Source organism: Staphylococcus sp. FSL W8-0271 (assembly GCF_038006605.1).
GTDB classification, from domain to species: Bacteria; Bacillota; Bacilli; order Staphylococcales; family Staphylococcaceae; genus Staphylococcus; species Staphylococcus cohnii.
Window position 1 is genome coordinate 467,701 of record NZ_JBBOVM010000001.1, and the last position, 16,999, is coordinate 484,699.

The 16,999-nt window shown below is 32.4% G+C and carries 10 protein-coding genes and 3 pseudogenes; 8 read left to right on the plus strand and 5 right to left on the minus strand.

All coding sequences use genetic code 11. From position 1 onward, the window contains the following. The first annotated feature begins 166 nt into the window (after window positions 1-166). Window positions 167-1,947, plus strand: a pseudogene (locus tag NST87_RS02185) (ABC transporter ATP-binding protein). Beyond that, on the plus strand, window positions 1,940-3,703 hold the full coding sequence (locus NST87_RS02190; protein ID WP_019470055.1) for an ABC transporter ATP-binding protein: 1,764 nt from the start codon (window positions 1,940-1,942) through the stop codon (window positions 3,701-3,703). The pseudogene NST87_RS02185 and the gene NST87_RS02190 overlap by 8 nt, the downstream one beginning before the upstream one ends. Window positions 3,704-4,013: 310 nt before the next feature. Here NST87_RS02190 and NST87_RS02195 read toward each other — a convergent pair whose 3' ends face one another. Further along, window positions 4,014-4,292 carry a GNAT family N-acetyltransferase gene (locus tag NST87_RS02195; protein WP_019470056.1) on the minus strand — a complete coding sequence of 93 codons (279 nt, stop codon included), beginning with the start codon at window positions 4,290-4,292 and terminating at the stop codon, window positions 4,014-4,016. A 198-nt stretch (window positions 4,293-4,490) separates the two neighbouring features. Between NST87_RS02195 and NST87_RS02200 the strand changes: the two genes are divergently transcribed. After that, entirely contained in the window at window positions 4,491-5,462 is a 972-nt protein-coding gene (locus NST87_RS02200; protein WP_019470057.1) for a metal ABC transporter solute-binding protein, Zn/Mn family, read from the plus strand. Between the two features lie 139 nt (window positions 5,463-5,601). Here the strand turns inward: NST87_RS02200 and aldA are convergent. After that, window positions 5,602-7,025, minus strand: a pseudogene (aldA, locus tag NST87_RS02205) (aldehyde dehydrogenase). 192 nt (window positions 7,026-7,217) lie between these two features. Here aldA and NST87_RS02210 point away from each other — a divergent pair. The 4 genes from NST87_RS02210 to mhqD all read left to right on the plus strand — a co-directional run bounded on the left by NST87_RS02210 (window position 7,218) and on the right by mhqD (window position 10,266). Next, on the plus strand, window positions 7,218-7,655 hold the full coding sequence (locus NST87_RS02210) for a MarR family winged helix-turn-helix transcriptional regulator (protein WP_026034835.1): 438 nt from the start codon (window positions 7,218-7,220) through the stop codon (window positions 7,653-7,655). Window positions 7,656-7,722: 67 nt separating this feature from the next. Further along, a complete protein-coding gene (gene mhqE / locus NST87_RS02215) occupies window positions 7,723-8,685 on the plus strand; it encodes a ring-cleaving dioxygenase MhqE (protein WP_019470059.1) in 963 nt (320 codons plus the stop codon). A 52-nt stretch (window positions 8,686-8,737) separates the two neighbouring features. Beyond that, window positions 8,738-9,643 (plus strand): VOC family protein, encoded by a 906-nt coding sequence (locus NST87_RS02220; protein WP_019470060.1) that lies wholly within the window; start codon window positions 8,738-8,740, stop codon window positions 9,641-9,643. A 26-nt stretch (window positions 9,644-9,669) separates the two neighbouring features. Further along, the gene (gene mhqD, locus NST87_RS02225) at window positions 9,670-10,266 is read left to right on the plus strand and encodes a methylhydroquinone degradation carboxylesterase MhqD (RefSeq protein ID WP_019470061.1); all 597 of its coding nucleotides are present in this window, start codon (window positions 9,670-9,672) and stop codon (window positions 10,264-10,266) included. A gap of 123 nt (window positions 10,267-10,389) precedes the next feature. Here mhqD and NST87_RS02230 read toward each other — a convergent pair whose 3' ends face one another. After that, window positions 10,390-11,451 (minus strand): YkvI family membrane protein, encoded by a 1,062-nt coding sequence (locus NST87_RS02230; protein WP_019470062.1) that lies wholly within the window; start codon window positions 11,449-11,451, stop codon window positions 10,390-10,392. Window positions 11,452-11,866: 415 nt separating this feature from the next. Beyond that, complete coding sequence (locus tag NST87_RS02235; protein WP_040029774.1) at window positions 11,867-13,819, minus strand: fructose-bisphosphatase class III; 1,953 nt, start codon at window positions 13,817-13,819, stop codon at window positions 11,867-11,869. Between the two features lie 468 nt (window positions 13,820-14,287). Here NST87_RS02235 and putP point away from each other — a divergent pair, with 468 nt between their 5' ends. After that, window positions 14,288-15,829 (plus strand): sodium/proline symporter PutP, encoded by a 1,542-nt coding sequence (gene putP / locus NST87_RS02240; RefSeq protein ID WP_019470064.1) that lies wholly within the window; start codon window positions 14,288-14,290, stop codon window positions 15,827-15,829. 261 nt (window positions 15,830-16,090) lie between these two features. Here the strand turns inward: putP and NST87_RS02245 are convergent. Further along, window positions 16,091-16,701: pseudogene (locus tag NST87_RS02245) on the minus strand (DedA family protein). Window positions 16,702-16,999 lie beyond the last annotated feature (298 nt).

Here is a 16,999-nt window from a genome sequence, read left to right on the forward strand (position 1 = left end):
GGTTATGAGTTATAGATACAAATTAATGTAAAAAGTATACCAAGTCAATTTAAGTGTCTCATGACGTAGAATTACATAAAGTTTAATATCACTTCTATATTTACATTTAACAACATATGGTAATATGTGAACATGGACAATTTGGAGGATGGAGTGGGGTGAGCGTATGCAAGTTTTTTGGAAATTGGGATGGTTTTTCAAACAACATAAAGGCAGTTATCTTATTGGATTGAGTACATTATTTTTAATTGCTTTAATTGAAATTTTACCTCCACAGATTATAGGTAAGACTATTGACGATATGGTGGGAAACAAATTAACGCCTAAACTATTAATGATTTATCTTTTGGTATTAGTATTGGTAGCAATTTTAACTTATGTATTAAGGTATATATGGAGATTATCAATATTTGGAACTAGTCAAAAGTTGGGGCAAATATTAAGAACATATTTATATAAAAAGTATACAGTTATGAGTGCTATCTTTTATCAAAATCGAAGAACTGGTGATTTAATGGCACATGCAACTAATGATATAAGAGCAGTGCAAAATGCCGCGGGTGCTGGAATATTGATGATTGCAGATTCTTTGATAACTGGTGGAACAGTGGTGATCACAATGGCTGTAACAGTAAGCTGGAAATTAACATTGATTGCAATGATACCACTACCTTTTATGGTATTGTTAACAAGTTTTTATGGATCGTTACTTAGTAAAGGATTTAAAAAAGCACAAGCAGCGTTTAGTAGATTGAACGATAAGACTCAAGAAAGTGTTGCTGGTATCAAAGTAACTAAGACATTCGGTTATGAAGCGAGTGACCAACAAGATTTTAAAGATTTAAGTGATGATGTGGTTGATAAAAATTTAAAAGTTTCGAAAATTGATGCATTATTTGATCCAACAATCACATTAGTGATAGGAATGAGTTACTTTTTATCAATCGTATTTGGTGCAAAATTGGTTTTTAATAATACAATCACACTTGGTCAACTGATTACGTTCACGACATATTTAGGGATGCTCGTTTGGCCATTATTAGCACTAGGACTATTTTTTAATATCGTTCAAAGGGCAAAGGCATCATATGAACGAATTGAAGAAATAGAAAATACCCCTAATGATATAGATACAGATTATAAACTTAACACTAGACCCTTTGGAAATATTGATTTTAATATTAAGGAATTTAATTTCCCGGGTGATTCGAAAGAAGGTATCTATAATGTACATTTTGAAGTTAGGGAGGGTACTACTGTGGGCATCGTTGGAAGAACTGGTTCAGGGAAAAGTACGCTGATTAGATTGCTACTTAGAGAGTATGATACAAAAGAAACGCATGAAATCACATATGGTGAGCATCCTATTCGAGATTATAATGTACAGCTTTTGAGAAATCAGTTTGGATATGTACCACAGGAACACTTTTTATTTTCAACTTCAATTCGTAATAATATTGCATTTAGTAATGAAAAAATAGGTGATAATCAAATATTTGCAGCAAGTCAAGCAAGTGATATTCATGAAGATATATTATCTTTTCCTGATCAATATCAAACAGTGGTAGGTGAAAGAGGCGTATCATTGTCAGGAGGACAAAAACAAAGAATATCCATTGCGAGAGCGCTATTAATAGACCCAGAGGTATTAATACTTGATGATTCCCTTTCTGCAGTAGATGCCAAAACCGAAGAAGTGATACTAAGCAATTTAAAAAAATAAGAAAAGGAAAAACTAATATTATTACTGCGCATCGGATGAGTGCTGTGAAACAAGCGGATGAAATTATTGTTATGGATAAAGGAACGATTGTGGAAAAGGGCACACATTCTACTTTGATGAATCAAAAAGGATGGTATTACGAAACATATCGAGCTCAAGCTTTACAACAAAAGCTCACGCGTAATTTAGATGACTTAACGAAAGGGGACGATACCAATGGTTGAGAAAGTTAATTTAACTGCAAAAGATCAAGCTCAGGCTTTGATTAGGTTATTTAAGTATACGACCCCTTATAAAGGAACTATTGCTTTAGCATTTTTAACGTTAACAATATCAACGATTGCAAGTATGTTGACGCCTTACTTAGTGAAAGTATTTATTGATGATTATCTTACGCCACGCGTTTTTCCCCAACAAGCAATGATATGGCTGATGATTATCTTTATTAGTATTCAAATAATAGGTGCAGTAACAATGTATTTAAGCCAATATCTTTTTCAATATCTTGCTTTTAAAGTGATCCAACAATTAAGAATTGACGCTTTTAATAAATTAGGTAAATTGGGAATGAAATATTTTGATAAGGTATCAGGTGGTAGTATAGTCTCTAGGTTAACGAATGACACTGAGACAATTGTTGATATGATTATAGGCGTATTTTCAACATTTCTTATAGCCTTTTTTATGATGATTTCTAGTTATATAATGATGTTTATTTTAGAGATGAGATTGGCTTTAATATCTTTAATATTTTTACCAGTTATTATATTTATTCTTGCGAGTTATCGTAAATACTCAGCTGTTTTATTTGCAAAATCTAGACAAAAATTGTCCGATTTAAATACAAAATTAGCAGAGTCTATAGAAGGCATGAAGATAATACAGGCGTTTAACCAAGAAAAAAGATTAAACAGTGAATTCAATCGTATTAATGATGAACATTATCAATATATGTTAAAAACTGTGAAACTTGATAGTTTATTATTGAGACCTGCAATAAGTTCTCTAGCTATTTTTGCGGTAGTTATGATTTTGGGATATTTTGGTATCATTAGCTTTACGACAGGTATTACGGCTGGCGTTGTATTTGCATTTGTTCAATATATGGAACGGTTTTTTGAACCAATTAGTCAAGTGAGTCAAAAATTAAATATTTTGCAACAAGCTTTAGTTTCAGCGAGTAGGGTATTTACTTTAATTGATGATGACACATACGAACCTGAACAACAACCTGTACCATCGTACACAATTAAAGAAGGAAAGATTGAATTTAGAGAAGTCAGTTTTAGCTATGACGGAAAGACAGATGTATTAAAGAATATTAATTTTACCGTTAATCCTGGTGAAATGGTAGCTCTTGTTGGTCATACGGGTTCTGGGAAGAGTTCAATTATAAATTTGTTTATGCGTTTTTATGAATTTGAACGAGGGAGCATTAATGTGGATGGACATTCAATAAAAACAATCCCTAAACAAGAATTAAAACAGAAAATAGGGCTAGTGCTTCAAGACGCATTTATATTTTATGGTACGGTTGCATCAAATATTAAACTGTATCATCCAACGATGACATTTGAACAAGTAAAAGCTGCAGCAGAATTTGTACATGCGCATCATTTTATTGAAAAATTGTCAGGTCAGTATCAACATAGAGTGATTGAAAAAGGAAGCTCATTTTCAAGTGGCGAACGACAATTGATAGCATTTGCAAGAACAATTGCTACAAATCCTAAAATACTTATTTTAGATGAAGCGACAGCAAACATTGATTCTGAAACAGAGGAACAAATACAACAATCTTTGAATACAATGAGAAAGGGAAGAACCACTTTAGCCATTGCGCACAGACTTTCTACGATTCAGGATGCAGATAAAATACTTGTATTAAATCACGGAGAAATTGTAGAGCAAGGTACACATGAAACGCTGATTAAAAAAAATGGTATTTATTATAATATGTATGCATTACAAAATGGTTAAATTACCCATTTTTGAACAAAATCAATGAAGTATGGAAATTAACGTTATTACAAAATTTAAATGAAACTAAACAATCAAAAGCCAAAATAAAAGGGGTGCAGTCAAAGAACTATTGAGGTAGCTCTATATTTTATAATTATGGAAGTGCGTTCGTTATGTATTAGAATCGAATGTAGGTTTAAAGAATAAACAAAGCAAATGAGCCTGGGGGACTACTGATTCATCCCAGGCTCATTCAAAATGATGATTTAGTTTAAGATGTTTTATATCCAAATTTATTTTGGACTTTGAAAAGGTTGTAGACACCTAATTAATCTGCATATACATCTTGAAATTCTGGTTTTTTCTCAATAACTGACTTAGCAAAAGGGCATGTCGCGGAGACTTTTAAATTGTTATCACGTGCATAGTCAACTACTGATTTTACAAGTTGTGAACCTAAACCTTGACCACCAAGTTCATCTGGTACACCTGTATGGTCAATGATTATATGGTTGTCACCTTGAGATTGAAATGTAATCTCCGCTTGTGGATTATCTTCGTTATCGCCTACATAAAATTTATTTGTACCTTGTTTGATTTCCGCCATTCTAACACCTCCATGTTATTAACATCATATATATTTAATATCACATTTTGCCTTAAGTTAAACAAATTTTAAAATTAAGCATATATTTCAAACATAAATGATGTTAGTAAAAATTGAAGAATAATAAAAAACCATTGAAAAAATGTGAAAATAAGTTTATAGTTTTAACGGAATAATTTCGATTTGGAGGGGCGTTTTTTGAAAAAAATTATGTTACTTATTCTGACCTGTATATTCATCGTATTGTTAAGTGCATGCGGAAATATAAATTCTGAGAAAAAAGACGTCAGTTCGAACAATAGATTAAAAATATATACGACAGCCTTTGCATTCCAAAGTTTCACTAATCAGATTGGAGGCAAATATGTAGAAGTTGATTCGATTTATCCACCTGGTGCAGATATGCACTCTTTTGAACCGACACAAAAAGAAATGATTAATATCGCTAAAAGTGACTTGTTTATCTATTCGAATGAAGAAATGGATCCCGTTGCCAAGAAAGTTGCAAGTTCAATTAAAAATAATAATTTGAAGTTACCTGTTGCTGCACACCTTGATCACCATGATTTAATTTCAAATCATGAAGCACATGACGATCATGACGAACATGAACATCATGAAACACATGAAAGCCATAATCATGGGGGGGAAGATCCACATGTATGGCTAGATCCGGTGTTAAATAAAAAATTTGCTAAGGTGATTAAAAATGATTTGATCGAGAAGGATCCTAAGCACAAAACGTATTACACGCGTAATTATAATCATTTGATAAAGGATATGAATGAAATTGATCATGAGATGAAGCGAATCACACAACATCCTAAACGTGATACAGCCATAATTTCTCATGACTCTATAGGTTATCTTGCAAATCGCTATCATTTTAAACAGCAAGGTGTTAGTGGCATGAATAATGAAGAACCTAGTCAACGTGAACTCATGAATATCGTTCAAAATATAAATAAAACTAAACAACCTTATGTATTATATGAACAAAATATAACATCTAAAGTTACAAATGTTATTCAAAAAGAATCTAATACAACCCCGCTAAAATTTCATAATATGGCAACCTTATCAAAAGAAGATATAGAGGATAAGCAAATATCTTATCAATCTTTAATGAAAGAAAATATGAAGTCATTAAATAAAGCACTTAATGAGTAATTTTAATATAAAGATAAGAGGTTGAGACAAAAAATTTGTCCCAACCTCTTTTGATTTTGTGATAGAAAGTACCATCATCGTTTTTTAATATACATTTAGTCATTTCAACATGTTTTGTATTTTTCAATAATTAACATTATTAATCATATCTGATGTAAGACACTGTTGTATTATAATATTCTTCAAGCCCACGAATACCATCAGCGCCTCCAATACCTGACTCTCTCCAACCAGCATGATATCCATTCACAACTTCTTCTGCTTCACAATTTGCATAAACCTCACCAAATTTAAGACGTTCAGTTGCTGTCATTACTTCTTTTAAATCTTCTGAAAATATATAAGATGATAAACCGGCATTTGTGTGATTGGCGTGTTCAATAGCTGCTTCAAAATCAGAATATTTAATTATAGGTAGTACAGGGCCGAAAATTTCTTCTTTAAAAGCTTCGTCGTCTGGATTAACTTGGTCTAAAATCGTTGGTTCATAAAAATAACCAGAACGATTTATGATGCTGCCACCTGTAATTAATTGAGCCCCATTTTGAATTGCCTTTTGAACTTTTTCATCTATGCTTGCTAATTGTTTTTGATTGATAATTGCACCGAAATCAGTTTGATCATCGAATGGATCGCCTACATTTAAAGTCTCCATTTTATCTTTTAGTTTGTTAATGAAAGTTTCGTGAATATCATGATGAACAAAGATGCGTTCAGGACAAGTACATACTTGTCCTGCGTTATTAATTCTAGCAGCCACAATGTAATCAACTGCCTTATTTAAATTGGCATTTGGTGTCACTATTACAGGCGCATTACCGCCAAGTTCAAGATTAACTTTTTTAACCGTTTGGGCACTTTTGGCATAAACGGACTTACCCGCGCGCATACTACCTGTGATTGATATTAATTGTATATCTGGATGTTCTGCTAATTGTGTACCTACCGTTTCTCCTTTACCAGGAACAATTTGAATAAGACCCGCAGGAATCGTTGATTGTCGGAACAATTCTGCAATTTTTAAAGTTACTAATGATGTTTCTTCACTAGGTTTTATTGTTACAGAACAACCTGAGATTATAGCAGGAATGACCTTTCTCATTAATACCATGATGGGTGCATTCCATGGTACGATACCTGCTGTCACACCAATAGGTTTTTTAGTTAATTGTATCGTCTCATTTTCACGACTATTTTGAATCACTTCACCTTTGCTATTCATACTTTGACTTGTCATATAATCTATAAAGTGTATTGCCTTGTTTATTTCACCGATTGCTGAATTGAGTGTTTTACCTTGTTCTTGAACATATAATTTTGCAATTTTTTCTTTATGTTCTTCTAATAACGGAATTAGCATTTTTACATGGTCAGCACGTGTTGGTTGAGGGACCTTTTCCCATTCTAATTGTGCATGTTTAGATTTTCCACAGCTGAATTTACTTCGTCTTTAGTCGCAAATGTAATTGTGTCTATGATTTCTTCTGTCGCAGGATTAATGACATTCATTGTGTCATTAGACTCACTTTCTACAAATTGGTTGTTTATAAATAATTTATTCATTACGACACCTCCACACTATTATATATACCACTTATTTGAGCAGAAGAAACGGTTTGAGAAATAATCATAAAACTTTGGTTTTGTTAAGTAATCGGATGTTAGTATATTTTTTATACTTAATGTGTTGACTTATGTTCAAAAGGGTATTATAATTTATCTCGAAATCGAAATAAATTGAAAGTTGGTGATGCAATGAATCGTACTAAAGAGTCATTGAATATCTTTATTGGTTTAAATCGAACCGTAGATCATTTAGAACAAATCGTCAGAAATGATATTCAACGTTATGGTTTGAATATAACGGAGTTTGCAGTTTTAGAGTTATTATATAATAAAGGTGATCAGCCGATACAACGTATTGGTGACAGAGTTTTAATTGCGAGTAGCAGTATCACTTATGTCGTTGATAAGTTAGAAGCAAAAGGATATGTAGTAAGAATTCGAAATATACAAGATAAGCGCGTAACGAATGCTTCAATTACAGAAGAAGGACATGCATTGATGAATGATATATTTCCAGAACATGCAGCTACGTTAGAATCAACTTTCTCAGTATTGTCAAACGAAGAATTAGCAACATTGCAACAAGCTTTAAAAAAATTAAGTGCTCAACCTATCAATAAGTCGTAGCACTTAAAAATTTTATTCAAAATTACTTCGAAATCGAGATAAATATAATGGAAAAAGGAGTTTTATTATGACAAACACTCAATTATTAGGAATACACCATGTAACAGCAATCACAGATGATGCTGAACGAAACTATAAATTTTTTACTGAAGTATTAGGAATGAGACTTGTGAAAAAGACTGTAAACCAAGATGATATATATACTTATCATACATTCTTTGCAGATGATGTTGGTTCTCCAGGTACAGATATGACATTTTTTGATTTTCCTAATGTTCCTCAAGGGCATTCTGGTACAAATTCAATTACACGTCCGTCATTTCGTGTGCCTGATGATGCAGCGTTAGCATATTATGAACAAAGATTTAATGAATATAATATTAAACATGAAGGCATTCAAACATTATTTGGTAAAAAGGTATTGCCTTTTGAAGAAGCAGATGGACAAAGTTATCAATTAATCTCAGATGAAAACAATAAAGGTGTGGCAGCTGGTCAACCATGGAAAGAAGGCCCAGTACCAACAGATAAAGCGATTTATGGTCTAGGCCCAATTGAAATAACTGTTAGTTATTTTGAAGACTTTAAAAAGATTTTAGAAGATATATTTGGTATGACAACAATTATAGAAGAAGAAAACGTTGCAGTATTAGAAGTAGGTGAAGGTGGTAATGGTGGCCAAGTCTTTTTAAGAAAAGATGCAACTGGACCAGAAGCAAGACAAGGTTATGGTGAAGTGCATCATGTTTCATTCAGATTAAAAGATCATGAGGCAATATCTAAATGGTTAGAAAAATATGAACAGTATGGTATTGGTAACTCAGGCTTAGTAGATAGATTTTATTTTGAAGCATTATATGCACGTATTGGTCATATTTTGATTGAAGTTTCTACAGATGGACCTGGATTTATGGGAGATGAACCATATGAAACATTGGGCGAAAGCCTTGCATTACCACCATTTTTAGAAGAAAAACGTGATTATATAGAATCAGAAGTGCGTCCATTTGATACAAGACGTTCACATTAAATTGTGAGATTGCTTAAATCTTAATATTAAAAAGTGAGAGGGTAGTTATTTTATGGAAGATATTAGTCATATTCATCATATTTCGGCGATTGTAGGTAATCCAGAAGAGAATATTCAATTTTATAGAAATATACTCAATTTAAAATTAATTAAGAAAACAGTGAATTTTGATGATCCTTCCACGTACCATCTATATTTTGCGAATGGCAATGTGGATAATGGAACAATATTGACATTTTTTAATTGGCCCAACAATTATAAAGGACGTATCGGTTCTGGTCAGGTTCAACGTATAGCATTTCGAGTGCCTAAAGGATCATTGGAAGATTGGGAAAAACATTTGCAATCACATGGGATAGAAACTGCGAGAACACAATTATTTAATAAAGCTACGGTCGAATTTTCAGATACACATGCGTTACCATTAGCACTTGTGGAAGCTGATGAAGCGCATACGTACGATAGTCGAGAAAATATTATAGGTTTTCATGGTGTTAGCATGCTATCAATTGAGCCATATCAAACAGTACGAACATTAAATGAGGATATGGGGTTAGAGCTAATAGATGAAAATGAGCGTCATATTCACCTTGAAACTAAAGGAGAATGGCGACACCATGTGATAGTTCAAAAAGAAGTTACCGATGTGCGTGTACGATGGGGTGTTGGTGTCGTGCATCATATTGCATGGTCAGTACCTAATGATGAGGAACACAAAGCTTGGCAAATGAAAATGAAAGACAAGGGCTATCATGTAACGGAAGTGAAAGATCGCAATTATTTTAATGCTATTTACATGAAAGAACGTGGTGGCATTATTTTTGAGTTTGCTACTGAAGGACCAGGATTTACGATAGATGAACGATTTGAAGACTTGGGTACACATCTTATGTTACCGCCACAATATGAGGAACAAAGAGAAGCATTATTGAAATTATTACCACCTATTCGAATATAAGTATATTAAAAAGGAGATGATAAATAATGGAACACATTTTTAAACAAGGTGATTTAAACGGTCCAACTTTTATTTTATTACATGGCACAGGTGGAGATGAACATGATCTTTTACCTTTAGCACAAGCATTAAATGCAAGTTATAATGTACTAAGTGTAAGAGGAGAAGTTTCGGAAAATGGTATGAATCGTTTCTTCAAGAGATATGGTGAAGGACAATATGATGTTGAAGATTTGAAATATAGAACAAACAATTTAATACGATTTTTAAAAGAAGCGGCTAAAACGTATCATTTTGATTTGACCCAAGCTATACCAGTAGGCTTCTCTAATGGTTCTAATATTGCGATAAGCATGATGTTACACCCAGATATTTCATTTAACAAAGCACTACTTTACGCACCTTTATATCCTTTAGAGTCAGTAAATGACAAAGATTTATCCAATTCTAAGGTATTATTATCAATGGGTGAAAATGACCCTATCGTTTCTGTTCAGGATAGTCAACATGTGATTGATATCTTTAATCAAGCTGGCGCAACAGTTAAACAAATATGGGTGAATAGTCACGAGTTGACACGTGAAGGCATTATTGCGGGCCAATCATTATTAGAAGATGAATAAATAACAATTTAATTAGATATAATGATATGTAAGTGCTGCGATAGCAAAATAAAAAACCTCTAGACCAACTCAATATTATGATTGAATGATGATAATATTGAAACTCTCGTCTAGAGGTTTTTGTTATGATGAATGTGATTTATAAAAGATACCTTTGATTAATATAGGAATTAACAAAATAAAACCAAAGAGTCCCATCAATGGAAATACTTTTCCAATTAACTCAATAAAACCGACAAACGTAGTAGCAAATGTAATAATTGCAATAATTATAATTAAAATATAATAATTTTGTTTATACGGTTCTGTGAAACGAGAGGCAAATGCATACATTAATCCCACAACTGTATTATAAATCACTAATACCATGATAATGGCCATAAAATGACCAATCACAGGTGAAATTTGTTTTGCCAATAATAGTGACGGTAACGCTACATTTGTTATTTTTGTAAATTCTGTGACCATACCAAGGTTTAACATTAATAATAAAAACGTTATGACCATGCCACCTAAAATACCACCTAAATATGTTGCCTTTTCAGATTTTATACGTCCCCCCATAACAGAAAGAAAACTAAACGCAGCTGCAACTTGCAAACTGCCATAATTAATTGCATCAAACCACCACCATTTATCTGTACGTGTGCCACTATTGGCATATTGCGACGCTGAATCAAAGTCAAAACTTCCAGTAGTGAAATAATAAATAGCAATTATTGATACAATAATAATTAAAAATGGTGTAACCATGCCTAAAACAGTGATTAAACGATCAAATTTTAAGCATAAAGTAGCCAAGATAATAATGACTAAAATCAAAGCGCTAATAGCATAAGGTATATCAAAATTTTCATGAATCGTTGAAACGCCACCAGCTGTCATTATCATAGCTAATGCAAGTAAAAACAGTGTTAAAATCATATCAAAAATTGTCGCAATTGTTCGAGGTAGGTAAAACTTTATGGGCTCAGTATGGCTGTGTGAACGCAATCGGTAGCCTGTATTTAATACAAATACACCAGCTATGGTAATGATAAATCCGGTGATAATAACGCCTAAAACACTAAATTTACCATTGCTAGTAAAAAATTGGAAAATTTCTTGGCCCGTCGCAAAGCCGGCACCCACAACAACACCTACAAACGCAAAAGCAACGATGATACTTTCTTTTAAACTAGACATATAATTGGAATCCTTTCTTGCCATACATATGGTAATCATACTTATTTAATAAACATCACAATGATTTATTTTATCTTAAACGAAACGAGAAATAAATCATAAAGTTCATATCATATATACATTTGTATTTTTTGAGAGAACGGAACAGCTCTAAGGTTGAGTAAACAAATTGAAAATATTCATAAAGGCAGAACCTAAAAAAACTAGGCTGCATACCCATGGAATTTAGGGATTAACAGCCTAGAAAATGGTGCTTTGATTAAGTTTACAATTTAAGAGAACGGCGTTTATAAATATTGTCGTTTTCTATATTTTTATGAAACAACGTAGCATTCGCCGCGTTGTTTTTTTGAACTTTTAGTCACTGAATACTGCATCATTTCATTATCATTTTATGAAGAAGTCATGGATAAAATTAGTTGACAAATCGGTCATGCATCAATACTTTTAACACATCAATTTTTTCTTGTATATCTTTACCAGTATTAGTATCACGTATTTTTTTACGTTTTAACTCTTTGTCTACCACGCGTCTTATAGAAAGCTCGTCAGCCCCATTGAGCAAGACATGTTTTTTAGAATTAAAGTGTTGGTGTGCTACAAGCTGCATTCCAAAAGAATTATAGAGTAAAGTATAGCCGGCAATACCAGTTGTAGATTGGTAGGCTTTTGAAAATCCACCGTCGATGACAATCATCTTACCATTTGCTTTGATTGGGTTTTCGCCGTCAATTTCTTTAACTGGTGTATGGCCATTGATTATATGTCCTTCTTCTGGATCTAAACCGAAATCTTTTAACATTTTTTTGCACATATTTACGTCTTCACGTAAATAGTAATAAGGGTTTTTAGTTTCTTTATGTGCTGATTTATCATTAATAAAATAACGTTCAAATGTTGTCATTGCTCTTTTTCCAAATAAGGACGAATACTTACCTGTCCATAGATACCAAACAAGATCCGTTGCTAGATCATCATGTATGTCTTTATGGTCAAATGCCTCTCTTACAAAGTATTCGAAATGGTCAAGCAAATCTCTGCCATAGCATTTTTCACCATCAATAACCATAGATTCCATTTCTCCATTTTCATCCACAGGAATACAACCATGAATTAGCAAATTGCCATTATAAGGAAGGTAAAGTTTCCCTTTTTGCATTAAAAATGTCATGTGACGTTTTAATTTTTCAGATTGTTGCACTGATAATAATAATTTTTCTATTACTTCGTGTTCATCTTCAGTTAATGCGTTAGGGTTGCTTGGATCAATTGTTTGGAAACAAGTATGTTCTAAAGCATAAGTTTTACCATAAAGTGTGGCTGTATGATTTTCATAGTCGATGCTTTCCAACACTAATCGTTCTTCCATTTCAAAGTTAGGTCTACGCTTAATGATAGGTGCTTCTAGTTTGAATTGGATGATTGCGATTGCTTGGTGAATTTTAGTGATTTGTTCTATTTCGGATTGAGACAGTCCTTCAGCATTTTTAGGTTTGAAAGCAGGATTGTCACCTGAATAATATTTTTCAGCAAGTGTTAATAATGGACGTAAATTAATACCATAAGCATCTTCAATAATGTCTAAGTTATCATAACGCGCACAAATTCTGAGTAAATTTGCTAAGCACACTTTAGAACCAGCATAGGCACCAATCCACAAGACATCATGATTTCCCCATTGTACATCAACAGAAGGATAGTCAATTAAGGTGTCCATGATTTTATCAGGTTCTGGACCACGATCATAAATATCACCTACAACGTGTAAATGGTTCACCACGAGATGTTGAATTGTAAAGGACAGACCGATAATCAGATCATCTGATTGTTCGAGTTCAATAATTTGATTCATTAGTGTCTGATAATATGAATGTTTATTATTATATTTATTACTTTTATATAACAACTCTTCTATTATAAAAATATAATTTTTAGGTAAAGTTTTGCGTAATTTTGTTCGTGTATATTTAGAAGAAGCATAAGTGACTAATTTGATAAGACGATTAATCGTTGTGATATACCATTCATCTAAGCGCTCTTTTGAGGTGAAACTATTTTTAATTAATTTTAATTTTTCTTCTGGATAATATACAAGTGCCGAAAATTCATTTATTTCTTGGCGTGTCAAAGTATCTTGAAATATATCACTGATTTTAGAACGAACATTTCCTGAACCATTTCTTAATACATGTTGAAATGCATGGAATTCTCCATGTAGGTCGCTGACGAAATGTTCCGTGCCTTTTGGAAGTTCTAAAATAGACTCAAGATTTATAATTTCAGTTGCTAATTCCTCTCTGTTATTAAATTGTTGAGATAATAAATCTAAATATTTTTCTTTTACACTTTTTTCTGTTGCATCATGCATTATTTATGTCACTCCAATTAGGTAGTTTTGTTACTCATTCTATTTAATAAAACGTTTCCATTGTATGTGTAATATTGTAGCATTAATTTTGGGGTGAGTGTCTAGTATTGATTACATTATTTATACTATCTTTTAATTAATGGAAATGGCTTCATTTTTTTGTCAAAAAAGCGGTAAAATTGTTAAAAATAACGATGTTACTCAAATAAACAAATTCTCATATAAATGTAAATGTTGTAGGGAACATACATTTTTTTGAAATAGAAAAATAAGTATTTAACTCTATAATTGTAAAAATACACATATTATTTAAAACGATAAAAACAGCTTAATAACAATTGTTTTGAGCGTTTTGAAGGTGATTTGGAATGTATTTGCAAAAACTATTTTTTAAATAGCGGTTTAAAAATTTTTAAAATTTTGTATAATAAGTGCATGTAACAAAATTATACAAAGGGAGTTTATTTTATGTTTACTTTAGGAGCATCGTTATCGAGTCAAGTAAATCCAAACTGGCAGACATATATTATGCTTGGTGCGTATTTTGTTGTGCTATTAGTCATTGGATATTACGGTTATAAGCAAGCGACAGGTAATATCAGTGAGTATATGTTAGGTGGTAGAAACATAGGACCTTATGTTACAGCATTATCTGCTGGAGCATCAGATATGAGTGGTTGGATGATTATGGGATTGCCCGGTGAAGTTTATACGACAGGGTTATCAGCTGCATGGTTGGCAATCGGTCTGACTATTGGTGCATACATAAATTATCTCGTTGTAGCCCCACGATTACGTGTGTATACAGAAAAAGCTGGAGATGCAATAACATTACCTGATTTCTTTAGAAATCGTTTAGATGATCAATCAAATGTGACTAAAATTATATCAGGTGGTATTATTGTCGTGTTCTTTACACTGTATACTCATTCTGGAATGGTTGCAGGTGGTAAATTATTTGATAGTGCTTTTGGTTTAAACTACCATTTTGGATTATTATTAGTTGCTATTATTGTAATTGCGTATACTTTCTTCGGCGGATATTTAGCCGTGTCGTTAACAGACTTTTTCCAAGGGGTAATCATGTTAATTGCTATGGTCATGGTACCAATAGTAGCGATGATGCAATTAAGTGGATTGGATACTTTATCGCAAGCGGCAGATTTGAAACCGACAAACCTTGATTTATTTAAAGGTACAACGGTTATTGGTATCATATCATTCTTTGCTTGGGGATTAGGTTATTTTGGACAACCACATATTATTGTGCGTTTTATGTCTATTAAATCAGTGAAACAATTACCGACAGCAAGACGTTTTGGCATAGGTTGGATGGCAATTAGCTTACTGGGTGCAGTTGGTGTAGGTCTTGTAGGTATTACATTTGTCAATCGTGGTGGTGTAACACTTGAGGATCCAGAAACATTGTTTATATTAATGGGTCAAATATTGCTCCATCCACTTGTGGGCGGTTTCTTACTTGCAGCTATTTTAGCAGCGATTATGAGTACGATTTCGTCACAACTATTGGTGACATCAAGTTCATTAACTGAAGATTTTTATAAATTGTTCCGTGGTGAGGAAGCAGCAAAAAAACATGAAAAGGAATTTGTTTTTGTGGGACGTATGTCAGTTGTTTTAGTTGCAATTGTTTCAATTATCATTGCATGGTCACCTAATGATACAATTTTAAATCTTGTAGGTAACGCTTGGGCAGGTTTTGGTGCTGCATTTGGACCACTTGTATTAATGAGTTTATATTGGAAAGGTTTAAGTCGTACTGGTGCAGTCAGCGGAATGATTTCAGGTGCAATTGTTGTAATTGTTTGGATTGCGTTTGTTAAACCATTAGGTGAAATTAATGATTTCTTTAATTTGTATGAGATTGTTCCAGGATTTTTAACAAGTTTAATTGTTACTATTTTAGTTAGTAAAATGACGAAGAAACCTCAAATTGATGTAGAAGGCGATTTAGAAGAAGTTCGTCAAATAGTAAAAGGTAATAAGTAATCATTATCATAGTAGTTTGATAAAGGGGTAGTATTTTGATTATATAAATATTAAAAGCGCACATAAGTAATAGAAAATTTTCTGCTCAAAATTTTAGGGAGAAATTAAAGATCGTGAAAGACTAACTTCAAAGGGGGAAGTTAGTCTTTTTTTATAAAAAAATCAGACAAAAACCCTACGGATTTTGTCTGATTGCTAAGATAGATATCAGTTATACGAGCAAATGACGTAAAAAGTTTTAAACTAAAGCAAAGCGTACACTTATTGATGTGTGCGATTCTTTTTGTAGATACGAATAAAGAGATATACGACAGCTATAGCGATGATGACATACATAATATATGAATAAGTGTGTAAGCCATTCATTAACGTATCAAAACTGTTGCTCAACATGCTACCTAAGAAGATGAGTGCAATGTTCCAAATTGTAGTACCTATTAACGAAAGAATAGTAAATAATACAATATTCATTCTATTAATGCCTGCTGGTATGGTGATTAATACGCGTAAAACAGGAATAAAGCGACAAAGAAAGACTGCAATAGCACCGTATTTTTTAAACCATTCATTAGCGCGAGCAATATCTTTTCCTTTGAGTTTGATCCATTTTCCATATTTATCAACAAAACGATATAAACGTGCTTCAGAGACGATACTACTGATGTAATAAAGTATGATTAAACCGATTAACGATGAAATGGTAGATATGATAAAAAGTAAAGGTATGGATAAATCAGATTTAACTGTCATCAGTCCTGCAAATGTCAAAATAATTTCAGATGGAATAAAAGGTAATATATTTTTAATAGGATTAATATTGCAATAGCAGTATAACCCCATGAATTTATAAAGTTTGTCAGTATTTGTTCCATGGTGATAAGTGTCGCTCCTTTTCTTAATCAAACATGATGGTATTTTTTAATTACTTCTGTATTATAATCTAAATTAATGTGTAATGCATATTTAAGGTAATATAAAGATAATTAATAAATTTGTTGCCTTGAAATTTCAATGCACTGAGGGATTTAAGAAAAACTTATTTCAACTAATATTATAGTGAAGATTTAGGTTTTTAAAGAACTGGTGTTAATACCTGTCACATAAACTGTGTACGCTGTTCATAAGAATGAATAAGGTATTATCATAAAATGAAAAAAGTAGTTGTAAGCG

What these genes read in the sequence shown, in the direction of transcription:
- NST87_RS02190 (WP_019470055.1), top strand. Translation starts at nt 1,940, where the DNA reads ATGGTTGAGAAAGTTAATTTAACTGCAAAAGATCAAGCTCAGGCTTTG.
- NST87_RS02195 (WP_019470056.1), bottom strand. Translation starts at nt 4,292, where the DNA reads ATGGCGGAAATCAAACAAGGTACAAATAAATTTTATGTAGGCGATAAC.
- NST87_RS02210 (WP_026034835.1), top strand. Translation starts at nt 7,218, where the DNA reads ATGAATCGTACTAAAGAGTCATTGAATATCTTTATTGGTTTAAATCGA.
- mhqE (WP_019470059.1), top strand. Translation starts at nt 7,723, where the DNA reads ATGACAAACACTCAATTATTAGGAATACACCATGTAACAGCAATCACA.
- NST87_RS02220 (WP_019470060.1), top strand. Translation starts at nt 8,738, where the DNA reads ATGGAAGATATTAGTCATATTCATCATATTTCGGCGATTGTAGGTAAT.
- mhqD (WP_019470061.1), top strand. Translation starts at nt 9,670, where the DNA reads ATGGAACACATTTTTAAACAAGGTGATTTAAACGGTCCAACTTTTATT.
- NST87_RS02230 (WP_019470062.1), bottom strand. Translation starts at nt 11,451, where the DNA reads ATGTCTAGTTTAAAAGAAAGTATCATCGTTGCTTTTGCGTTTGTAGGT.
- NST87_RS02235 (WP_040029774.1), bottom strand. Translation starts at nt 13,819, where the DNA reads ATGCATGATGCAACAGAAAAAAGTGTAAAAGAAAAATATTTAGATTTA.
- putP (WP_019470064.1), top strand. Translation starts at nt 14,288, where the DNA reads ATGTTTACTTTAGGAGCATCGTTATCGAGTCAAGTAAATCCAAACTGG.